The 20,936-nt window shown below is 59.2% G+C and carries 20 protein-coding genes; 9 read left to right on the top strand and 11 right to left on the bottom strand.

Annotation, left to right across the window (positions count from 1 at the left end; translation table 11 throughout):
* Positions 1 to 7 precede the first annotated feature (7 nt).
* The 8 genes from O3C79_RS02705 to tkt form a co-directional block, all read right to left on the bottom strand.
* A complete protein-coding gene (locus O3C79_RS02705) occupies positions 8 to 1,390 on the bottom strand; it encodes an HD-GYP domain-containing protein (RefSeq protein WP_494384694.1) in 1,383 nt (460 codons plus the stop codon).
* Positions 1,391 to 1,438: 48 nt separating this feature from the next.
* Positions 1,439 to 2,317, bottom strand: coding sequence for an EamA family transporter (locus O3C79_RS02700; RefSeq protein ID WP_010324954.1), 879 nt, complete (start codon positions 2,315 to 2,317; stop codon positions 1,439 to 1,441).
* Positions 2,318 to 2,383: 66 nt separating this feature from the next.
* Positions 2,384 to 2,812, bottom strand: coding sequence for a hypothetical protein (locus O3C79_RS02695; protein ID WP_494384693.1), 429 nt, complete (start codon positions 2,810 to 2,812; stop codon positions 2,384 to 2,386).
* 10 nt (positions 2,813 to 2,822) lie between these two features.
* Complete coding sequence (locus tag O3C79_RS02690; protein WP_076463016.1) at positions 2,823 to 3,089, bottom strand: hypothetical protein; 267 nt, start codon at positions 3,087 to 3,089, stop codon at positions 2,823 to 2,825.
* 285 nt (positions 3,090 to 3,374) lie between these two features.
* On the bottom strand, positions 3,375 to 4,439 hold the full coding sequence (gene fba, locus O3C79_RS02685) for a class II fructose-bisphosphate aldolase (protein WP_076463015.1): 1,065 nt from the start codon (positions 4,437 to 4,439) through the stop codon (positions 3,375 to 3,377).
* A 112-nt stretch (positions 4,440 to 4,551) separates the two neighbouring features.
* Positions 4,552 to 5,718, bottom strand: a complete 1,167-nt coding sequence (locus O3C79_RS02680; protein ID WP_494384692.1) for a phosphoglycerate kinase — start codon at positions 5,716 to 5,718, stop codon at positions 4,552 to 4,554.
* Positions 5,719 to 5,752: 34 nt separating this feature from the next.
* Positions 5,753 to 6,772: a type I glyceraldehyde-3-phosphate dehydrogenase gene (locus tag O3C79_RS02675; protein ID WP_076463014.1), complete on the bottom strand. Its 1,020-nt coding sequence runs from the start codon at positions 6,770 to 6,772 to the stop codon at positions 5,753 to 5,755.
* A gap of 47 nt (positions 6,773 to 6,819) precedes the next feature.
* Positions 6,820 to 8,814, bottom strand: a complete 1,995-nt coding sequence (gene tkt / locus O3C79_RS02670) for a transketolase (RefSeq protein WP_494384691.1) — start codon at positions 8,812 to 8,814, stop codon at positions 6,820 to 6,822.
* Positions 8,815 to 9,085: 271 nt separating this feature from the next.
* Here tkt and metK point away from each other — a divergent pair, with 271 nt between their 5' ends.
* On the top strand, positions 9,086 to 10,276 hold the full coding sequence (gene metK / locus O3C79_RS02665) for a methionine adenosyltransferase (protein ID WP_494384690.1): 1,191 nt from the start codon (positions 9,086 to 9,088) through the stop codon (positions 10,274 to 10,276).
* 396 nt (positions 10,277 to 10,672) lie between these two features.
* On the opposite strand, the gene O3C79_RS02660 is transcribed toward metK, so the two are convergent.
* Positions 10,673 to 11,686, bottom strand: coding sequence for an IS110 family RNA-guided transposase (locus tag O3C79_RS02660; RefSeq protein WP_494384249.1), 1,014 nt, complete (start codon positions 11,684 to 11,686; stop codon positions 10,673 to 10,675).
* A gap of 313 nt (positions 11,687 to 11,999) precedes the next feature.
* Here O3C79_RS02660 and O3C79_RS02655 point away from each other — a divergent pair, with 313 nt between their 5' ends.
* The 8 genes from O3C79_RS02655 to O3C79_RS02620 are packed head-to-tail and all read left to right on the top strand — an operon-like array spanning position 12,000 to position 18,554.
* Positions 12,000 to 12,728: a 16S rRNA (uracil(1498)-N(3))-methyltransferase gene (locus tag O3C79_RS02655; protein ID WP_494384689.1), complete on the top strand. Its 729-nt coding sequence runs from the start codon at positions 12,000 to 12,002 to the stop codon at positions 12,726 to 12,728.
* Between the two features lie 34 nt (positions 12,729 to 12,762).
* Positions 12,763 to 13,716 (top strand): glutathione synthase, encoded by a 954-nt coding sequence (gene gshB, locus O3C79_RS02650; RefSeq protein WP_494384688.1) that lies wholly within the window; start codon positions 12,763 to 12,765, stop codon positions 13,714 to 13,716.
* Entirely contained in the window at positions 13,713 to 14,666 is a 954-nt protein-coding gene (locus O3C79_RS02645; protein WP_494384687.1) for a TonB family protein, read from the top strand. The genes gshB and O3C79_RS02645 overlap by 4 nt, the downstream gene beginning before the upstream one ends.
* A gap of 36 nt (positions 14,667 to 14,702) precedes the next feature.
* A complete protein-coding gene (locus tag O3C79_RS02640) occupies positions 14,703 to 15,275 on the top strand; it encodes a YqgE/AlgH family protein (protein ID WP_010324965.1) in 573 nt (190 codons plus the stop codon).
* A gap of 13 nt (positions 15,276 to 15,288) precedes the next feature.
* The gene (gene ruvX, locus O3C79_RS02635) at positions 15,289 to 15,771 is read left to right on the top strand and encodes a Holliday junction resolvase RuvX (RefSeq protein ID WP_494384686.1); all 483 of its coding nucleotides are present in this window, start codon (positions 15,289 to 15,291) and stop codon (positions 15,769 to 15,771) included.
* Positions 15,746 to 16,255 (top strand): bifunctional pyr operon transcriptional regulator/uracil phosphoribosyltransferase PyrR, encoded by a 510-nt coding sequence (gene pyrR / locus O3C79_RS02630; RefSeq protein ID WP_494384685.1) that lies wholly within the window; start codon positions 15,746 to 15,748, stop codon positions 16,253 to 16,255. Before ruvX ends, pyrR begins: the two co-directional genes overlap by 26 nt.
* 20 nt (positions 16,256 to 16,275) lie before the next feature.
* Positions 16,276 to 17,283, top strand: coding sequence for an aspartate carbamoyltransferase catalytic subunit (locus O3C79_RS02625; RefSeq protein ID WP_494384684.1), 1,008 nt, complete (start codon positions 16,276 to 16,278; stop codon positions 17,281 to 17,283).
* Positions 17,280 to 18,554: a dihydroorotase gene (locus O3C79_RS02620; protein WP_494384683.1), complete on the top strand. Its 1,275-nt coding sequence runs from the start codon at positions 17,280 to 17,282 to the stop codon at positions 18,552 to 18,554. Before O3C79_RS02625 ends, O3C79_RS02620 begins: the two co-directional genes overlap by 4 nt.
* Before the next feature lie 76 nt (positions 18,555 to 18,630).
* Here O3C79_RS02620 and O3C79_RS02615 read toward each other — a convergent pair whose 3' ends face one another.
* Both O3C79_RS02615 and O3C79_RS02610 read right to left on the bottom strand, forming a co-directional pair.
* Positions 18,631 to 19,800, bottom strand: a complete 1,170-nt coding sequence (locus O3C79_RS02615; RefSeq protein ID WP_494384682.1) for a PilT/PilU family type 4a pilus ATPase — start codon at positions 19,798 to 19,800, stop codon at positions 18,631 to 18,633.
* Positions 19,801 to 19,824: 24 nt separating this feature from the next.
* Positions 19,825 to 20,859: a type IV pilus twitching motility protein PilT gene (locus O3C79_RS02610; protein ID WP_494384681.1), complete on the bottom strand. Its 1,035-nt coding sequence runs from the start codon at positions 20,857 to 20,859 to the stop codon at positions 19,825 to 19,827.
* Positions 20,860 to 20,936: the final 77 nt, after the last annotated feature.

The following is a 20,936-nucleotide window of genomic DNA, read 5'->3' as shown; positions in this document are numbered from 1 at the left end:
CTCCTCCTCAACTCGCCAACACCTCTTCCCCGGATCCTTCCAGTATCGCCACAGCCTGTTTCAGGGCATCGAAACAACGCTCATCAATCGCCGTATTCACGCTTTCTTCCATAATCGCCAGCGTTTTGGCAATTGGCGTTGCACCCCGGTAAGGCCGCTCGGCCGTAATCGCATCGAAAATATCTGCCGTCGTAATGATGCGGGTATCCAGTGAAATATCTTCAGCTTTTCGACCATAGGGATAGCCCTTGCCGTCGAGCCGCTCATGATGGGCGCCGGCCACCTTTGCCAACTCGGCAAACGCCCCGATACGACCCAGAATTTCCTCGGTAAAACGGGCATGGTTCTGTACCTGAATCCATTCGTCCTGATCCAGCTTGCCCGGCTTGTCGAGAATGCTGTTACTCACACCCAGCTTGCCGACATCGTGCAGCAAGGCACCGCGACGCAGCCAGCGACGGCGCTCCTCACTCAGCCCCAACTGTTCGGCAATCATATCGGTGTAGAGGGAAACACGCTCACTGTGGCCCGCGGTATAGGGACTCTTGGCATCCACCACCTGACCAAACGCCCTTGCTACGCGATCCAGATAGTCATCATCCACTTCCACCTGATGCCCATGCGGCGCCAGCGCCAAAACGGCCGCCGGCAAATCCGGTCCCGCCAGGGTTTGCCAGAAGCCCGGCTGCTGCGCCACCTGCTCCAGTGCCTCGACCAGTTCAGGATCAAACCACTGGCCACTGCGCGCATGCGCCTCCTTCAGCGCTGCTTCTCCTCCGGAAGCGGTATGAAACACATCCACCACCTGCGTCAGCAAGGCGACACGGGCATACAACGGGATTTGATCGGCCTTGAGCCCCTCGGGTCGGCCCTCACCGGACCAGTGTTCATCAAGGCTATGAATACCGGCACAGACCTGCTCGCTGAAACCCAGATCCCGGGCAATGGCGGCACCGCGTTCACAGCGGGTTGAGATCATTTCATCTGCCAGCTCTTCGCCCTCACGCGCGATACGCATCAGCTTGCGAAAGCGTTCGGCCACCCCTTCGTTTTTGCCGGTGTGCTGCAGCACGAAGCGCACTACCTGACCGAGGCTGCCATCCACCCATTTGAAGTCACGCTTAAAGGCCAGGTCATCGGTGCCATACAGCTCGCATATACGCGCCGCATTGCTGCTGCAGCCCAGATCTTTCAACAGCAGGGTGTAGTAGAGCTCCCAACGTTCTTCAGCACTCAGCCCCAGTTGATCGGCCAGCTGCATGCCGATCCAGCAGCAACGCACACAATGCCCCGGCGGCTGCCCCTCGGTCATATCCAATGCGTGGGACAGTGCGCTGATCAGCTCCGACAGCTGCAGCCCCTTGCCCAAGTCCATTCGCCAACGTTCCATCACGGCCTCCCGTTCTGGTGTTTGCCTTTTCTACGCAGGATTAGCGTTTCAGGCCCACCTGGATTTGGCCCCTACCCAGCCTTGCCAGCGGGCATTGACCCAGAGTGACAGCATAATCACGGCACCGCCAATCAACAAACGTGGCAGATCCGCATCCCGGTTCCAGATTAGCAGATTGACTATCAGCCCTGCCGGCACCAATGCATTGTTCATGATGCCCAGGGTTCCGGCATCCACCAGGGTCGCCCCCTTGTTCCAGAAGAAGAACCCCAGCCCGGACGCTGCCAGACCCAGCCAGGCCAAAACGCCCCAGTGCAGGCTGGTGTGCGGCAGACGCTCAGCGTTGCCCAGCAACAACCAGGCCGGCAATGCCAGCAGGAAAGCACCGATGAAGAAGAAGCCGAAGCTGTGCCAAAGCTCACGCCCTGCGACCTGGTAATGGCGCACCAGATGGGCATAACCGACCTGACCGGCCGCAAACGCCAGGTTGGCCAGCTGCAGCAACAGGAAACCACGGATGAAGTCATCACTGACGCCGTCGTAACGGATAATCGCGGCCCCGACTACCGCTACAGCCGTCGAGATCAACGGTGCCAGACTAAAGCGGCGCTGCAGCAGGTTATCGATCAAGGCCACATAGAGCGGGGTAAAGATGGTGAACAGCAGTACCTCAGGCACGCTGAGGTATTCAAAAGAGAGGTAGAGACAGATATAGGTAAGGCCGAACTGTAACGCGCCTACCAGGGTGATGCCCGCCATCAGCCCCGGTGCCAATCGGCGAGGCCGCAGCAGGGGTACAAAAATAAGGGCGGCCAACAGAATTCGGGTCAGGACAGCGAAATAGCTGTCCACCTGCCCCGCCAGATATTCGCCGATAAGGCTGAAGGAAATGGCCCAGAGCAGGGTGACGGCAACCAGGTACGGCATTGAAGCTCCTTGATCGGTACGGAATCGAGCCGACAAGGATAACGTCTGGACGTCTGGGGTACGAGATTAAAGCACCACTCTCTCAGTGTCGCCGTTTTGAGTCATGGCAAGATATTGCTCGGAGCTGAGCATCATGGCCTGGTCCAGCTCGACCTCGACACCCGCCTCGAGACGCAGCAACTGCTCCAGCTCTTCGCGGTCCGGACGCCCTTCAAAGCTGATGGTCATGCCTTCATCTGCACTGTCCAGGGCTGCAGTCTGACCCGGTGGCAGGTAGATGGTGCCATTGTTGAAGTCCACGGCAAAGGCGATCACACCGGGCACAAAGAAGAACAGCAGACCGACACCATTCAGCGCGGCGACAGCCGGATCGATGCGCCCACTCACCTGCCCCTTGCGTTCAGGATAGAGAACGGTGCCACAGCCACTGAGAAACAGGGTGGCGACAAGGGCAAGCGCCAGGCTACGCGGTCGTTTCAATGTCATCAGTTGCATGGCGGCCTCCTCAGGAATCTGCGGCCATCAGCTCTTCAGCGAAGGGGCGATAGGCAGTCAACTGCGGCCCTTCCAATACGGACAGCGGCTTGATCTGCGCATCAGCCTCGACTTCAGGCTGAGACAGGCTGCGGCTCTGAGCATTAATGACAGGACGTTCCTCTTCGACATTCAGCATGACCAGGCGCGGCTCAGACTGAAACAGGAAAGGTTCCAGTGCCAGCGGCAGGCCGGCGAAGGTCAGCATCAGGGTCAGGGCCAGAGTCAGGCGTAGCATGGTGTTTACTCCGTTAATTACACTTGGCTCTTATATATCAAAACCTGTGCCAAATATTATTTATCTCTTTATTTTCAATTAGTTATTGAAAATAACTCCGGCTTTTTTTGTAATCACGCCTGTTCATCTGCAGTTAAGTGTTGGTGATTTGCAGACACATGAAACAGCAAAACACAAAATCATTTAAAAACAATAACTTACATAGTCTCCGTTTGGAAACACCCCTGCCAGACAACACAAAAAAACCCGGCCGAGGCCGGGTTCTTGAACTGCTAACGCTTTGATTTAGTTAACTTTAGCGTCCAGCTCACCGGTCATGTAAAGCTCGGACATATCTTCCAGCGAGATCGCCTTAATTTTGCTGGCATGGCCGGCGGTACCGAAGGCTTCATAACGGGCAATACAGATCTCGCTCATCGCCTGCATGGTCGCCTTGAGGAATTTGCGCGGGTCGAATTCAGCCGGGTTCTCTGCCAGGAAACGACGCACGGCACCGGTAGACGCCAGACGCAGGTCAGTATCGATGTTGACCTTGCGAACACCGTACTTGATGCCTTCAACGATCTGCTCAACCGGCACACCGTAGGTTTCAGGAATCTCGCCACCGAATTCGTTGATCACGGCCAGCCATTCCTGCGGCACGGAAGAGGAACCGTGCATAACCAGGTGGGTGGTCGGGATGCGCTCGTGGATCGCCTTGATTCGATCGATCGCCAGGATGTCGCCTGTGGGCGGCTTGGTGAACTTGTAGGCACCGTGGGAGGTACCGCAGGCAATCGCCAGCGCATCCACGTTGGTCTGGGTAACGAAGTCAGCCGCTTCATCCGGGTCAGTCAGCATCTGGTCGTGGGTCAGCGTACCCTCGGCACCGATGCCGTCCTCTTCACCGGCCTGACCGGTTTCCAGAGAACCCAGGCAGCCCAGTTCGCCTTCCACGGAAACACCGCAGGCGTGTGCCATCTCAACGGTACGACGGGTCACGTCGACGTTGTAGGCATAGTCAGTCGGGGTCTTGCCGTCTTCGCCCAGAGAGCCGTCCATCATCACTGAGGAGAAGCCCATGGCGATAGAACGCTGGCACACAGCCGGGCTGGTACCGTGATCCTGGTGCATGCACACCGGCACGTCCGGGAACTCTTCGATCGCCGCCAGGATCATGTGACGCAGGAAGTTGGAGCCCGCGTATTTGCGCGCACCGGCAGAAGCCTGAACGATCACCGGCGAGTCGGTCTTGGCCGCCGCTTCCATGATCGCACGCATCTGCTCCAGGTTGTTGACGTTGAACGCCGGAATGCCGTAGCCATATTCGGCGGCATGGTCCAGCAGCTGACGCATGGAGATCAAAGCCATGGTTTCACCCTTTGAATTGGTTCATCAAATGTTGTCGTCACCCGGCCTTGTGAGCCTTGGGTGTACGGATACAGGCCACGCCGGTATCCGTGTCGTGTCAGACCGCAGTCTTTTACTTCGCTGCGCGCGCTTCCAGTACAGCAACCGCCGGCAGGACCTTGCCTTCCACGAATTCGAGGAAAGCACCGCCACCGGTAGAGATGTAGGAAATCTTATCAGCGATATCGTATTTATCCACCGCTGCCAGGGTATCGCCACCGCCCGCGATGGAGAAACCGGCACTGTCGGCAATCGCCAGGGACAGCGCCTTGGTACCTTCACCGAACTGGTCGAATTCAAATACGCCAACAGGTCCATTCCAGATGATGGTGCCCGCGCTGGTCAGCAGTGCCGCCAGGTTCTTGGCAGATTCCGGACCGATATCCAGGATCATTTCATCGTCGGCCACGTCATCGGCAGACTTGATGACTGCTTCAGCGGACTCGGCGAACTCCTTGGCCACAACCACATCCACCGGCAGCGGGATATCAACCTTTTCCATCAGCGCCTTGGCCGCCGGAATCAGGTCATGCTCGCACAGTGACTTGCCGACCGGCTTGCCCGCCGCCGCCAGGAAGGTGTTGGCGATACCGCCACCCACGATCAGCTGATCGCACTTCTCGGACAGCGCATTCAGCACTTCCAGCTTAGTGGAAACCTTGGAGCCACCCACGATAGCGGCCATCGGGCGCGCCGGGTTGTCCAGCGCCTTGGCCAGCGCATCCAGCTCGTTAGCAAGCAAGGGGCCAGCACAGGCCTGGGTAGCGAATTTGGCAACACCGTGAGTCGACGCCTGGGCGCGGTGCGCGGTACCGAAGGCGTCCATCACATAGACGTCGCACAGCGCGGCCATCTTTTTAGACAGTTCCTCGTTGTCCTTTTTCTCGCCCGCATTGAAGCGCACGTTTTCCAGCAGGACCAGCTCCCCCTCTTCCACGTCGAAGCCACCGTCCAGCCAGTCTTTGACCAGCGGAACCGGACGCTGCATCAGTTTGCTGAGATGCTCAGCTACCGGCGCCAGCGAGTATTTCTCTTCATATTCGCCTTCGGTGGGACGACCCAGATGGGACATCACCATCACCCTGGCACCCGCTTTCAGCGCCTGCTCGATGGTCGGCATAGAGGCACGGATACGGGCGTCGGAGGTCACCTGACCATCCTTGACCGGGACATTGAGGTCTTCACGGATCAGCACACGCTTGCCGGCCAGATCCAGGTCCGTCATCTTCAATACGCTCATGAGAGGAGTTCCTGTTTATTGTTAAGTCAGTAATTCAGTCTTTGAGCTGCAGCCAGTACCGGGAGATATCCAGCATCCGGTTGGCAAACGCCCATTCGTTATCAAACCAGCACAGCAGCTTCAGCAGTCGCCCGCGTGATACGCGGGTCTGGGTACCGTCCACCACCGCCGAGCGGGGGTCGGTATTGAAGTCCACCGAGGCATGAGGCTCTTCGGTATAGCCCAGCAAACCGGCCAGCTCCTGGCCTGCCGCCGCGCGCAGCATGGCATTGACCTCGGCGGGGTCGGTATCCTGCTGCAAATTGATCGACAGATCCATTAGCGAAACGTTGATCGTCGGGACCCGCACATGCAGACACTCGAAACGCCCGGCCAGGTGCGGCAACAGACGGTCGATGCCCTTGCTCAGTCCGGTGTCCACCGGCACGATTGACTGCATGGCACTGCGTGCCAGACGCAGATCCGTACGGTGATAGCTGTCGATCACCGGCTGGTCATTCATCGCCGAGTGGATGGTCGTGGTGACGCCACTATCGATACCGAAATGGCGATCCAGCAGGTCCAGCACCGGCACCACGCAGTTGGTAGTGCAGGAGGCAGCCGAGGCGATGCGATGCTCTGCCTTCAGGTTGCCTTCGTTGTAACCGAAGATCAGGGTGGCATCGATATCGGGCTGGGCCGGATGCGAATAGAGCAAACGCCGGGCACCGCTGGCCAGATGCCGTTCGGCATCGGCGCGGGTCTTGAAGGCACCGGAGCACTCCAGCACCAGATCCACGTCCAGCTCACCCCAGGGAATCTGCTCGGGCTCGGCATGGCTCAACACACGAATCCGATCACCATTGATCAGCAGTGCTTCGCCATCATTATCCACGGGCTTGGGAAAGCGACCGTGGGTGGTGTCGTAGCGGGTCAGGTAGGTCAGCGTATCCAGATCGGACAGCTCATTGATCGCCACCACCTGCAGCTCGGCCTCAAGCCCGCGCTGGTAGATGGCACGTAATACACCTTGCCCGATACGGCCATAGCCGTTGATCGCGATTCGATAACTCATGTCAGTAAGCCGCCGGACACAGGCCGTGCCCGGCGGATAACCCGCTGTTACAGCAGGCCTTCAACCGTGCTGACAACGTTGTCGACGGTGAAGCCGAACAGTTTGAACAGCTCAGCAGCCGGTGCGGATTCACCGAAGCTGCGCATACCCACGATGGCACCGTTCAGACCGACGTACTTGTACCAGAAGTCAGCGTGTGCAGCTTCCACGGCAACACGTGCAGTCACGGCAGCCGGCAGCACCTGTTCCTTGTAGGCAGCGTCCTGCTTGTCGAAACGCTCGGTACAGGGCATGGAGACAACACGTACCTGCTTGCCTTTGGCCGCCAGCGCTTCAGCCGCATCCACGGCCAGAGACACTTCGGAGCCGGTGGCGATCAGGATCGCATCCGGGGTACCGGCGCAGTCACGCAGAATGTAGCCACCGCGTTCGATGGCTGCGATCTGGTCACCATCTCGGTTCTGATGCGGCAGGCCCTGACGTGAGAAGATCAGGGAGCTGGGGCCATCTGTACGCTGTACAGAGGCTTTCCAGGCGACGCCGGATTCAACCGCGTCACACGGACGCCAGGTTTCCATGTTCGGGGTCAGACGCAGGTTGGCGATCTGCTCGATCGGCTGGTGCGTCGGGCCGTCTTCACCCAGACCGATGGAGTCGTGGGTGTAGACGAACAGCGCGCGCTGCTTCATCAGAGCCGCCATGCGCACCGCGTTGCGAGCGTATTCCATGAACACCAGGAAGGTGGCGCCGTACGGGATGAAACCGCCGTGCAGGGCGATACCGTTCATGATCGCGCTCATGCCGAACTCACGCACACCGTAGTGGATGTAGTTGCCGCTGGCATCGTCGCGGGTCAGGCCCTTGGAGCCGGACCACAGGGTCAGGTTGGAACCGGCCAGGTCGGCAGAGCCGCCCATGAACTCCGGCAGCATCGGGCCAAAGGCTTCGATGGCGTTCTGAGACGCTTTACGGGAAGCGATGGTGTCGCCCTTCTCGGCAACCTGTGCAATCCAGGCATCGGCTTTCTCGCCGAAGTCCGCCGGCAGCTCGCCAGACAGACGACGCAACAGTTCTTCAGCCAGTTCCGGGTATTCCGCGGTGTAGGCGCTCAGGCGCTCGTTCCACTCGCTCTCGGCATGGGTGCCGGCTTCACGCGCGTCCCAGTCGGAGTAGAGTTCTTCCGGTACTTCAAATTCCGGGTGAGCCCACTGCAGCATGTCACGCGCCAGCAGGATCTCGTCGTGGCCCAGCGGCGCACCGTGGCAATCTTCCTTGCCCTGCTTGTTGGGGGAACCGAAACCGATGATGGTTTTGCAGCAGATCAGGGTCGGCTGCTCGGTGTTCTCACGCGCCTGTTCGATCGCTTCGCGGATCTGGTCGCTGTCGTGACCGTCGATGCCACGGATGACCTGCCAGCCATAGGATTCAAAACGTGCCGGCGTATCGTCGGTGAACCAGCCTTCCACTTCACCGTCGATGGAGATGCCGTTGTCATCCCAGAACGCGATCAGCTTGCCCAGACCCAGAGTGCCGGCCAGTGCGCAGGCTTCGTGGGATACGCCTTCCATCAGGCAGCCATCGCCCATGAATGCGTAAGTGTGGTGATTGATGATGTCGTGACCGTCACGGTTGAACTGGGCCGCCAGCGCCTTCTCGGCAACCGCCATGCCCACCGCGTTGGTGATGCCCTGACCCAGCGGGCCGGTGGTGGTTTCAACACCCGGGCAGTAGCTGTATTCCGGGTGACCCGCCGTCTTGCTGTGCAGCTGACGGAAGTTTTTCAGGTCATCGATGCTGACATCGTAACCGGTCAGGTGCAGCAGCGAGTAGATCAGCATGGAACCATGGCCGTTGGACAGCACGAAGCGGTCACGGTCATACCAGTGCGGGTTGCCGGGGTTGTGTTTCATGAAATCGTTCCACAACACTTCGGCGATATCCGCCATGCCCATGGGGGCACCCGGGTGACCGGATTTGGCTTTCTGTACGGCGTCCATGCTCAATGCGCGAATCGCATTGGCAAGTTCTCGGCGAGAGGACATCAATCTACTCCTGGGGCTGGACCCAACCTTGAGGTTTACGGATTCGGGAAATTAAAGGCGCAATTTTCGCCCAGATAGCGACCAGCTTCAAATCCAAATGCGCAAATAGAGCGTTTTTCATACCCAAGGCGCAAAATTTTCACGCAAAAATCGGTCGATCATTATGCAGGGGTGCGACACTGGCGTTAAAATGCCCGGTTTAACATCACATCAATGGATCAGCCCGGGCCGACCCGGCTGCGCCTGAACCCAGTGAGGATTGTTTCCGGAAATGAGCGAATACAGCCTGTTCACCTCCGAGTCCGTGTCCGAGGGACATCCGGACAAGATTGCCGACCAGATCTCCGATGCGGTGCTGGATGCCATCATCGCCGAAGACAAGTACGCCCGTGTTGCCTGTGAAACCATGGTCAAGACCGGTGTTGCCGTCGTCTCTGGCGAGATCAGCACCTCGGCCTGGATCGACCTGGAAGACCTGGTCCGTAATGTCATCTGCGATATCGGCTACACCTCGTCTGATGTTGGCTACGACGGTGAAACCTGTGGCGTCATCAACATCATCGGCAAGCAGTCTGTCGAAATCGCTCAGGGCGTTGACCGCAGCAAGCCGGAAGACCAGGGCGCGGGCGACCAGGGCCTGATGTTCGGTTATGCTTCCAACGAAACCGACGTACTGATGCCGGCACCGATCACCTTCTCCCACCGTCTGGTGGAGCGTCAGGCCGAAGCACGCAAATCCGGCCTGCTGCCCTGGCTGCGTCCCGATGCCAAATCTCAGGTGACCTGCCGCTACGAAAACGGCAAACCGGTGGCCATCGATGCCGTGGTTCTGTCCACTCAGCACAACCCTGACGTATCCCAGGCCGACCTGCGTGAAGCGGTACAGGAACTGATCATCAAGCACGTGCTGCCGGCTGAGCTGCTGCACAAGGACACCCAGTACCACATCAACCCGACCGGCAAGTTCGTCATCGGCGGCCCGGTGGGTGACTGTGGTCTGACCGGCCGCAAGATCATCGTCGACACCTACGGCGGCATGGCTCGTCACGGTGGTGGTGCTTTCTCCGGCAAGGACCCGTCCAAGGTTGACCGTTCCGCCGCCTACGCTGGCCGTTACGTGGCCAAGAACATCGTCGCCGCCGGTCTGGCCGATCGCTGCGAGATTCAGGTGTCCTACGCCATCGGCGTCGCCGAGCCGACCTCCGTGTCCATCAACACCTTCGGCACCGGCAAGATCAGCGATGAAAAGATCATCGAACTGGTGCGCGAGCACTTCGATCTGCGTCCGTACGCGATCACCAACATGCTCGACTTGCTGCACCCGATGTACCGTCAGACCGCAGCCTACGGCCACTTCGGACGCGACCCGTTCGAGATGACCGTTGCCGGCGACAGCTTCCTGGCCTTCCCCTGGGAGAAGACCGACAAGGCTGACGCATTGAAGAGCGCCGCGGGTCTGTAAGACTTAGTGCAGCTTCTTTCGCGCACAGAGTGCGCTCCCACAACCTCTGTCATCATTCATTGGTGGCACCCTGTGGGAGCTCACTCTGTAAGCGAGTTCTGAACTCTGTTGGTATGCCCCTTCGCGCACGGAGTGCGCTTATATGGATCCGCCCGGGTTGCAAGCCTTTGACCAGTAGATAGAGATTGCATGCTTATATCCGGCCTGTCATCGGGGCGTATCCACCCCTGGCCATTATGAGATATGCACTTGCTGTCCTGATCTCCCACTCGGCTTCTATGAGCCATGCGCGCTCAAAGGCTTCAGCAAGTCGATCTTATCTGTGGTGTCCTAAGGCTCTGCGCAACTCTGGTGATGAGTACCTGTTACATTACTGAGTATTAATATGGCTGACGCTCATGCCCGGTAACACTCTTCCCGTGTCATGAGCGCCCAGACAATGCGGGCCAGCTTGTTGGCCAGCGCGACGATGATTGTATTGGGATGTTTCCCTTTCATCCCGTGAAGCCATCGGGCCAACCGCGAGTCGTCAGTGTGTATCAAGGCGCGATAGGCCGCACGAGCACCATGCACGAGCTGCTTGCGCACGTGGACGTTTCCCTGCTTGCTAATGCCCAGCAGGCGCTCTTTGCCACCACTGGCATGCTGCCGGGGCACCAGGCCCAAGTAGGCACTGAAGTGCCGCGCTGACTTGAAGTGACCGGCATCGCCCGCGTGACTGTACAGCAGAGTGGCATTCACTGGGCCGATACCTGGAATGCTTTGCAGGCGTGTACAGACTGGGTTGTCTCGTGCGATCTGTTTCAGCTCGCGGTCATAGTGAGCAATGCGCTGTTCACGCTCAAGCCATTGATCTCGCAGATCATGAATCAGTTGGCGGCCTCGGTGGCTCAACTCAGCGTCGGCATCTTCTAAAACGCGTGGAACAGCCTCCAGGATGGCTCGATGTCCTTGGGCAATAACGACCCCCATTTCCAGCAAGATGCCCCTCAGCTCATTGCCAATGGCCGTGCGCTCTTTAACCAGCCGTTCACGTACTCGGTGTAGTGCCTGGATGTCGAGCTGGTCGACCGATTTGGGTGCCACTGAAGGCATCGCCGGTCGGGCGGCGGCTTCGGCGATCGCGGCAGCGTCACGCTGATCATTTTTATGCACCTGAACGAAGGGTTTTACGTACCGGGGATGAATAATCTTCACCTGATGCCCGAGCGCACTGATAGCACGTGCCCAGTAATGAGCACCGCCACAGGCTTCAATGGCAACCAGGCTTTTCGGTTGGCGCGCCAAAAAGGGCAGGAGCGCATGCCGTTTCAGTTGTTTTGCAAAGCGGGTATGCCCCTGTTGATCATTGCCTTGAAGTTGGAAAACATGCTTGGCCAGATCAATTCCGATGATGCTAGTCTTATTCATGAGATGGATCCTCTTGCCTGGATGCCGAACCTTGATTGGTCTGCAAACTCAATCATGGCACGGGGTGGGCGGATCCATCTCATTTCCCACAAAGCATTCCCATAAAGCGCCCCACAACTCAGTCCACTCAGCCCAGTCTGACGCCAAGCCTCCTGCACTCGCAGTTTGTTCCTGAGCCACCTGCTGTATTGACTGTGGGAACTCGCTCCGCGAGCGAAAACCTCAACCCCAATCCCTGCCCTGCTCACTGGCATCCCCTCCCCGCCATACGACATAATACTCCCCGACAGAAATTCACTCGGCAGGATTGTGCATGCGTATCCCCAGGGTTTTCGAACCTCAGCCGCTCAGTGCCGGCGCCCGTATTGAACTTGGTGACACCAGTATCCAGCATGTTGTGCGTGCCCTGCGCATGAACGACGGCGACCGTATCTGTATTTTTAACGGTGAGGGCCAGGAGTGTCTGGCGCAGCTGGCCGATGTCAGCAAGCGCAGTGCCTGGGCCATACTGGAACAACCGGCCACACCGGCGGTCGAATCGCCATTGCAGATCCATGTCGGCCAGACCCTGTCCCGTGGCGAGCGCATGGATTATGCCGTGCAGAAAGCCACCGAACTGGGAGTCAGCAAGATTACACCGCTGACCAGCGAGCGCTGCGAGGTCAAACTCAAGGGCGACCGCGAAGACAAGCGTCTGCGCCACTGGCAGCAAGTCGCGACCAGCGCCTGCGAACAGAGCCTACGCACCCGCGTGCCCAGTATCGAAGAGGTCAGCCCACTGCAGACCTGGATCGAGCAGGTGGATGCTGACCTTAAACTGGTGCTGCACCACCATACAGAGCAGCCGTTGCAGAGCATGGCCCCGCCCGGGTCGGTTGCCCTGCTGATCGGCCCCGAGGGCGGGCTGACCGAGGCTGAGGTCGAGGCTGCACTCGCTGCGGGTTTTCAGCCGGTGGCCTTTGGTCCGCGCGTGATGCGCACCGAAACCGCGCCGGTCGCCGCCTGCGCAATTCTGCACTACCTCTGGGGCGACCTGGGGTAAGATTGACACCACATTCAGTACAGGACATTCAGGTATGACACTCAAAGTCGGCGTGGTGATGGACCCGATCGAAGCCATCAGCTACAAGAAAGACAGCTCACTGGCGATGCTCTGGGCCGCCCAGCGCAAGGGTTGGGAGCTGCAGTATATGGAGCAGCAGCACCTGTTCCTGCGCGACGGCACCGTCAAGGCACAGATGGCACCGCTCAAGGTGGCCATGGATCCGAACAACTGGTTCGAGCGTGGCGACTACGAGGTTCGCGACCTGGCCGAGCTGGATGTCATCCTGATGCGCAAGGACCCGCCGTTCGATAACGAATTCATCTACAGCACTCACCTGCTGGCCATTGCGGAAGCTCAGGGCACCCTGATCGTGAACCGCACCGGCAGCCTGCGTGACTTCAACGAGAAGCTGTTTGCCACCCATTTCCCGCAGTGCTGCCCGCCGGTGCTGGTGACCCGCCGTGAAGATCTGCTGCGCCAGTTCCACGCCGAGCACAAAGACGTTATTTTCAAGCCGCTGGACGGCATGGGCGGTTCCTCCATCTTCCATATCCGCGAAGATGGCACCAACCTGGGCGTCATCATCGAGACCCTCACCGGTCACGGCACTGAAACCATCATGGCGCAGAAATACATCCCCGAGATCAAACAGGGCGACAAGCGCATCCTGATGATCAACGGCGAGCCGGTGCCCTATGCCCTGGCACGTATTCCCATGGCCGGTGAGACCCGCGGCAATCTGGCCGCCGGAGGCCGTGGCGAAGGCCGACCGCTGAGCGACCGCGACCGCTGGATCGCCGAACAGGTCGGCCCAACCCTGCGCGAAAAAGGCTTGCTGTTTGTCGGCCTGGATGTGATCGGGGATTACCTGACCGAAATCAACGTCACCAGCCCCACCTGTATCCGTGAACTGGACGACCAGTTTAACCTCGACATCGGCATGGAGCTGATGAACTGTATTGAGAAGGAACTGGCACAACGATGATCACCCGGGACGCCCGCCTGCCGCTTTGGCATCACCTGAACAGCGATAACTTCGGGTTTATGCTGTTCCTGGCCACGGCTGTGCATGGCGTCCTGTTATTGGCACTCAACTTCACCCTGCCCGAACCCAAGCCGCCCCAGCATACACTGGATGTCACCCTGGCCCAGCACCCACAGAAGGAAGCGCCGGAACAGGCTGACTTTATTGCCCAGCACAACCAGGTTGGCAGCGGCACTGAAGAAGCGGTGTCGACCCCGACCACCACCGAAGAAGCGCCCCTGGCCAGCGACTCACCCAAGTTGCAGGCGGCTCGTGAAGCACCTTCACTGGAAACCAGCGTCGATAAGCCACCGGCGCCGGTGCCTCTACCGGGCAAAGCCGAGCAGCCCAAGGCCAAGACAGGCAAGGAACCCGCGCCCGAACAACTGGTAACCAAAGCGCCGAAACCCAAGCCGAAACCCAAGCCACGCCAGGAGCAGGCCGGCGCCAGCACGCCCACTTCACAAACCCGCTCTTCGTCGCTGCTGTCACGCAGCCTGGAGATGGCCAGCCTGCAGGCCCAGGTGGATCTGCAGCGGGAAACCCGCGCGCGCAAACCACGGGTGTTGCGCCTGACCTCTGCCGCCACGCGCAAGCATGAATATGCGTCCTATCTGGATAACTGGCGCCGCCGCGTGGAAACCGTGGGCAACCTGAACTACCCCGAGCAGGCCCGTAGCCGAGGCATCCAGGGCCGGTTACGCATGCTGGTGGCGCTGGATGCCAGCGGCAAGGTGATTAACGTGGAGATCTTGAGCTCATCCGGGCATGCCGTGCTGGATGATGCCGCCATCCGCATCGTGCAACTGGCGTCTCCCTTCCAGAGTTTCCCGGTGGAAATGCGTAAGAAAGTGGACCGACTTGAAATTATTCGAACCTGGAAATTTGAGAAACATGCACGGGTGTACTAAGCCTAAGCTGTACTCAAGCAACGCAGAGCCCCGACCATGACACAGCCACCTACATCGTTGCGCGATCATTTTCTGATCTCCATGCCGCACCTGCAGGACGACACCTTTGCTGAAACCGTCGTTTACCTCTGCGATCACAGCGAATACGGCGCCATGGGCATCGTCGTCAACAAGCCCAGCGGTATCCGCATGTGCGACCTGCTGGATCATCTCGAGCTGGAGCACCAGCCCGGCCTCTATTCCGGCAGACCTGTTTTCAATGGCGGCCCTGTACGTGATGACCGCGGTTTTGTCCTGCACCAGCCGCAGCCCGGACAGGAATGGCTCTCCAGTCACAGCATCAATGACGAGCTCTGCCTTACCACCTCCATCGATATCCTTGAAGCCATCGCCCGCGATCAGGGCCCGGACACTTTCCTGGTGGCGCTGGGCTACGCCGGCTGGGGCCCCGAGCAACTGGAACAGGAACTGCGCGACAACCTCTGGTTAAGCTGCCCGGCAAATTCGGATATACTTTTCCACCTGCCACTGGAGGACCGACTGCAAGCGGCAGCGGCCACTCTGGGCATCAACCTGAACCTGTTGCCGGTACACGCCGGACACGCCTGACAGAAGCGACCGGATGAGCAGTGACACCCAACTGGTGCTGGGGTTCGACTTCGGCACCACCCGCATCGGCTTGGCCATCGGCCAGAGCCTGACCGCCAGCGCAAACCCCATCGACCCCATACGGGCACGGGACGGCAAACCCGACTGGGACAGCCTGGACGCCGTGATTCAACACTGGCAACCCAACGTGCTGGTAGTCGGTATTCCGCTCAATATGGACGGCACCATCAGCGAGATGGCACGCCGGGCACGCAAGTTTGCCAACCGCATTCAGGACCGCTACCAACTGCCTTGCTTCCTGTGTGATGAACGCCTCACCACCGCCGAAGCCAAGCGTATTCATCTGGACGCCGGTGGCGGCACCAATTTCAAGCAGGAATCGGTGGACGGATTGGCCGCCCAACTGATTCTGCAGGACTGGTTCAATTCACCCGACCGCATTCCGAGCCACACCCGACTGGAGGACCTTTATGGTATCGAGCACCCTGAGCGTTGACGCGCTGCTCGACAAAATGTCGCGCGAAACCCGTGGCCTGATCAGCCAGCGTAATCTGGACGACCCCTTGATGATCGGCATCCGTACCGGCGGTGTCTGGCTGGCCGAACGCCTGCACAAGCAGCTGGAACTGGAAAGCCCACTAGGGGTCATGGATATCAGTTTTTACCGCGACGATTTCACCCAGGCTGGCATCAACCCCAAGGTACAGCCCACCCAGCTGCCCTGCGCCACTGAAGGCCGCAACATTCTGCTGGTCGACGACGTGGTCATGACCGGTCGCACCATCCGTGCGGCGCTGAATGAGCTGTTCGACTACGGTCGCCCGGCTTCGGTTGCCCTGATTACCCTGCTGGACCTGCAACGCCGCGAACTGCCGATTCAGGCCGATGTCGTCGGCGGCACCCTGGCCCTGGGCCCGGACCAGCTGGTCAAACTGAACGGCCCCGATCCCCTGTCGCTGACGATCCGCCAGCGCGACTGAACCGAATAAGAGACTGCATCATGTTTGAGGCCAACGACCCGAACAGCATTCAGCTGACCGCCGACGGACAGCTACGCCACTTCCTGACCACGGAAGGCCTGCCCAAGGAATTGCTGACCGAGATACTCGATACTGCCGACTCCTTTGTCGACATGAGCCAACAGCAGGTGAAGAAAGTCCCGCTGTTACGTGGCAAGACCATTGCCAACCTGTTTTTCGAGAACAGTACCCGCACCCTGTCCACCTTCGAGCTGGCCGCCAAGCGCCTGTCAGCGGACGTGTTGAACCTGAACATCAACACCTCCTCCACCAAGAAGGGCGAGACACTGAAAGACACCCTGATGACCCTGGAAGCGATGCACTCCGACATGTTCGTGGTGCGCCACTCCGACAGCGGTGCCGCCCACTTCATTGCCCAGCACGTGACCCCCAATGTGGCGGTGATCAACGCCGGTGACGGTCGCCATGCACACCCGACCCAGGCGATGCTGGACATGCTCACCATTCGCCGTCACAAGGGTGACTTTGCGCCGCTGAAAGTGGCCATCGTCGGTGATATCCTGCACTCCCGTGTGGCCCGCTCCCAGATTCATGCCCTGCGCACACTGGGCGCTGCCGAGATCCGTGTGATCGCACCCAAAACCCTGTTGCCGCGTCATATCGAGGCACTGGGCGTGAAGGTCTACACCGAAATGGCACCGGGCCTGCGCGATGTGGACGTGATCATGATGCTGCGCCTGCAGAAAGAGCGCATGCAGAGTGCACTGCTGCCGAGCGAATCCGAGTTCTACAAGCTGTATGGCCTGAACCGCGACAAGCTGGCCTATGCCAAGCCGGATGCCGTTGTCATGCACCCGGGGCCGATCAACCGCGGTGTGGAGATCGAGTCAGAAGTGGCCGATGGCCCGCGCTCCCTGATTCTGGATCAGGTCACCAACGGTATCGCCGTGCGCATGGCGGTCATGTCCAAGGCGATGAGCGGTCAGCTGTCACAACAGGGCGAGAACAACGCGGAGGAGCAGGCATGAATATCGTAATTCAGGGCGGCCGCGTCATCGACCCGACCCAGCACTGGGATGAGCACGCAGACCTGTACATTCAGAACGGTGAAATCACTGCACTGGGCGAAGCCCCGGCAGGCTTCAGTGCCGACGAAGTGATCGATGCCACCGGTCAGATCGTCTGCCCCGGCCTGATCGACCTCTGCACCACCCTGCGTGAACCGGGCCTGACCCGCAAGGGCACCATCGCCAGTGAAAGCGCTGCCGCCGCCGCAGGCGGTGTGACTACGCTGGTGGTAACACCGGACACCCAGCCGGTGGTAGAAACCACCGCTGTGGCCGAGATGATTCAGGACCGTGCAGCCGATGTGGGTTTCACCCGCGTGCTGCCCATGGGCGCGCTGACCCAGGGCCTTAACGGCGAGCAACTGGCGCCACTGCATGGCCTGGCCAGCTCCGGCTGTGTCGCCTTCACCAACATGCGCAACCCGTTCAGCAGCAGTCAGACGCTGCTGCGCTGCCTGGAATATGCGGCAACCCATGACCTGCTGGTCGTATTCCAGGCCCAGGACCGCACCCTGGCCACCAACGGTTGCATGCATGATGACACCACCTCCACCCGCCTGGGCCTGAACGGCATTCCAGAAGCGGCGGAAACCATCGAAGTTTCGCGCTGCCTGCTGCTGGTGGAACAGACCGGAGTACGCGCACACTTTGGTCAGCTGTCCTGTGAGCGTTCGGTACGCATGATCGAAGCCGCCCGTGAGCGTGGTCTGGACGTGACCGCCGACGTGGCGATCCAGAACCTGCTGCTGACCGACGAGAGCGTTAACGGCTTCAACGCGGCCTATCACCTGCAACCGCCTTTGCGCAGCCAGCTGGACCGCGCCGGCCTGCGTCAGGGCCTGGTCACCGGCACCATTTCGGCGATCTGTTCCGACCATCAGCCGCATGACCCCATTGCCAAGCAGGCACCTTTTGCCGCGACCGAGCCCGGCATGACCGGTCTGGAAACCCTGCTGCCGCTGAGCCTGTCACTGGTGGAGCAGCAGCTGATTGCCCTGCCCCAGCTGATCGAAACCCTGACCGCCGCACCAGCCCGAATTCTGGGTATCGAAGCCGGTACTCTGTCTATCGGCTCTCAGGCGGATGTCTGCGTGTTTGATCCTGAAGCTGAATGGATTGTCAGCGAAGAAAGCCTGCGCTCGGCCGGCAAGAACACCCCCTTCCTGGGGCAGACGTTGAAAGGACAGGTTAACGCCACCCTGATGGATGGCCGTATCGTGTTCCGTCGATAACGGCCTGCCTGTTCGACAAAAAAGGGGAGCTTCCACTGGAGGCTCCCCTTTTTGTTACTCAGGCTGGCGGTCAGGACTACATGCCCTTCACGTCCATGCTGCCTTCCATGTTCAGGTCATCGTCGTCATCCTGCAGCGTAAAGCTCGGCAGGCCCTCTTCCTTGGCATCCGATTTGCCGCTGGTTTCCGCGTCCAGCTTGATCATCAGACGCAGGTCGTTGGCCGAGTCAGCGTGGGCCAGAGCGACTTCGTAGGTGATCACGCCGTCGCGGTAGAGCGCGAACAGGGCCTGGTCGAAGGTCTGCATGCCCAGGTTGGTAGACTTCTTGATCACTTCCTTGATTTCATGCACCTCACCCTTGCGGATATGGTCCTGAATCAGTGGCGTATTGATCATTACCTCAATGGCAGCGCGACGACCTTTGCCATCCACGGTCGGCAGCAGCTGCTGGGCGACAATCGCCTTGAGGTTCAACGACATGTCCATCCACACCTGGTCGTGGTGCTCGGGGCCGAAGAAGGAGATGATACGGTCCAGCGCCTGGTTGGCGTTGTTGGCGTGCAGGGTGGCCAGACAGAGGTGACCGGTTTCCGCGAAGGCCAGACCATACTTCATGGTCTCGGCAGAACGGATCTCACCCATCAGAATCACGTCCGGTGCCTGACGCAGGGTGTTTTTCAGTGCCACATCGAAGGATTCGGTATCAATCCCCACTTCACGCTGGGTAATGATGCTCTTCTTGTGGTTATGAATGTACTCGATCGGGTCTTCGATGGTGATGATATGACCGGCGTGGTTGGCGTTGCGGTAGTCGATCATCGATGCCAGCGAGGTGGACTTACCGGTGGAGGTACCACCGACAAACAGGATCAGACCACGCTTGGTCATGGACAGATCCTTGATCACGTTCGGCAGTTTCAGCTCATCCATGCTGGGAATATGGGTGTTGATGGAACGCAGCACCATGCCCGGCGAGTTGCGCTGCATGAACGCACTGACACGGAAACGACCAATGCTGGGCGCGCTGATGGCGAAGTTGCACTCGCTGGTGCCTTCAAACTCAGCCAGCTGCTTGTCGTTCATGGTGCTGTACACCAATGCACGGGTCTGGCTGGCCTTCAGCGTTTCTTTGGTCAGCGGACGAATGGTGCCATCCACCTTGATTGAAGGTGCGGCGCCGGCCGTAACGAAGAGGTCAGACGCACCCCGGTCCACCATCACTTTCAACAGTTGGGTAAAATCCACAATATTGCTCCTGTCAGCTCAGGCTCAGAACGTGCTCGGGTTCTTCGCTTTTTCACGGGCCAGTTCCTTGGAAATGATGCCTTTCTGCATCAGTTCGGTCAGTGACTGGTCCAGTGTCTTCATACCATAGGCGGCACCGGTCTGGATGGCCGAGTACATCTGCGCCACCTTGTCTTCACGGATCAGGTTACGTACCGCCGGTGTACCAATCATGATTTCATGTGCCGCAACACGACCGCCCTTTACCCGCTTCAGCAGGGTCTGGGAGATAACGCCCTGCAGCGACTCGGACAACATGGAACGCACCATGTCTTTCTCGGCCGCCGGGAAGACGTCAATAATACGGTCAATGGTCTTGGCCGCCGAGGTGGTGTGCAGGGTGCCGAACACCAGGTGACCGGTTTCCGCGGCAGTCAGTGCCAGACGAATGGTTTCCAGGTCTCGCATCTCACCCACCAGAATTACGTCCGGGTCCTCACGCAGTGCCGAGCGCAGGGCATTGGCGAAGCTGTGGGTATCACGGTGCACTTCACGCTGGTTGATCAGGCACTTCTTGCTCTCGTGCACAAATTCGATCGGGTCCTCGATGGTGAGGATATGGTCAGAGCGAGTTTCATTGACGTAATCCACCATCGCAGCCAGTGTAGTACTCTTACCGGAGCCGGTCGGACCGGTCACCAGTACCAGGCCTCGGGCCTGTTCGGACAGATCCCGGAACACCTTGCCCATGTCCAGGTCTTCCATGGTCAACACCTTGCTGGGAACGGTACGGAATACCGCCGCCGCACCACGGTGCTGGTTGAATGCGTTGACACGGAAACGGGACAGGTTGGGCACTTCAAACGAGAAGTCTGCCTCGTAATGCTCTTCGTAGTCCTTGCGCTGTTTGTCGTTCATGATGTCGTAAACGAGGGTGTGGACCTGCTTGTGGTCCAGCGCAGGCAACTTGATCCTGCGTACGTCACCATCGACACGGATCATGGGTGGCATGCCGGCAGTCAGGTGCAAGTCGGAAGCACCCTGTTGCACGGCAAAAGACAAAAGTTCTGTAATATCCATAAGCAGTCGAGTTCCGGAGCAGCTTCTATTAAACTTTAGTGTTCTAACAGAATAGGCATAACCTGCCAATGACAGCC

This window comes from Marinobacterium sp. NO-S09, assembly GCF_059179545.1.
The sequence above is the reverse complement of the archived record's forward strand: the minus strand, read 5'-3'. Positions and strand labels throughout refer to the sequence as shown.

What these genes read in the sequence shown, in the direction of transcription:
- O3C79_RS02700 (WP_010324954.1), bottom strand. Translation starts at nt 2,317, where the DNA reads ATGCCGTACCTGGTTGCCGTCACCCTGCTCTGGGCCATTTCCTTCAGC.
- O3C79_RS02695 (WP_494384693.1), bottom strand. Translation starts at nt 2,812, where the DNA reads ATGCAACTGATGACATTGAAACGACCGCGTAGCCTGGCGCTTGCCCTT.
- tkt (WP_494384691.1), bottom strand. Translation starts at nt 8,814, where the DNA reads ATGTCCTCTCGCCGAGAACTTGCCAATGCGATTCGCGCATTGAGCATG.
- O3C79_RS02705 (WP_494384694.1), bottom strand. Translation starts at nt 1,390, where the DNA reads ATGGAACGTTGGCGAATGGACTTGGGCAAGGGGCTGCAGCTGTCGGAG.
- fba (WP_076463015.1), bottom strand. Translation starts at nt 4,439, where the DNA reads ATGGCTTTGATCTCCATGCGTCAGCTGCTGGACCATGCCGCCGAATAT.
- O3C79_RS02655 (WP_494384689.1), top strand. Translation starts at nt 12,000, where the DNA reads ATGCGTATCCCCAGGGTTTTCGAACCTCAGCCGCTCAGTGCCGGCGCC.
- O3C79_RS02660 (WP_494384249.1), bottom strand. Translation starts at nt 11,686, where the DNA reads ATGAATAAGACTAGCATCATCGGAATTGATCTGGCCAAGCATGTTTTC.
- O3C79_RS02680 (WP_494384692.1), bottom strand. Translation starts at nt 5,718, where the DNA reads ATGAGCGTATTGAAGATGACGGACCTGGATCTGGCCGGCAAGCGTGTG.
- O3C79_RS02610 (WP_494384681.1), bottom strand. Translation starts at nt 20,859, where the DNA reads ATGGATATTACAGAACTTTTGTCTTTTGCCGTGCAACAGGGTGCTTCC.
- O3C79_RS02690 (WP_076463016.1), bottom strand. Translation starts at nt 3,089, where the DNA reads ATGCTACGCCTGACTCTGGCCCTGACCCTGATGCTGACCTTCGCCGGC.
- O3C79_RS02645 (WP_494384687.1), top strand. Translation starts at nt 13,713, where the DNA reads ATGATCACCCGGGACGCCCGCCTGCCGCTTTGGCATCACCTGAACAGC.
- O3C79_RS02620 (WP_494384683.1), top strand. Translation starts at nt 17,280, where the DNA reads ATGAATATCGTAATTCAGGGCGGCCGCGTCATCGACCCGACCCAGCAC.
- pyrR (WP_494384685.1), top strand. Translation starts at nt 15,746, where the DNA reads ATGGTATCGAGCACCCTGAGCGTTGACGCGCTGCTCGACAAAATGTCG.
- ruvX (WP_494384686.1), top strand. Translation starts at nt 15,289, where the DNA reads ATGAGCAGTGACACCCAACTGGTGCTGGGGTTCGACTTCGGCACCACC.
- O3C79_RS02640 (WP_010324965.1), top strand. Translation starts at nt 14,703, where the DNA reads ATGACACAGCCACCTACATCGTTGCGCGATCATTTTCTGATCTCCATG.
- gshB (WP_494384688.1), top strand. Translation starts at nt 12,763, where the DNA reads ATGACACTCAAAGTCGGCGTGGTGATGGACCCGATCGAAGCCATCAGC.
- metK (WP_494384690.1), top strand. Translation starts at nt 9,086, where the DNA reads ATGAGCGAATACAGCCTGTTCACCTCCGAGTCCGTGTCCGAGGGACAT.
- O3C79_RS02625 (WP_494384684.1), top strand. Translation starts at nt 16,276, where the DNA reads ATGTTTGAGGCCAACGACCCGAACAGCATTCAGCTGACCGCCGACGGA.
- O3C79_RS02675 (WP_076463014.1), bottom strand. Translation starts at nt 6,772, where the DNA reads ATGAGTTATCGAATCGCGATCAACGGCTATGGCCGTATCGGGCAAGGT.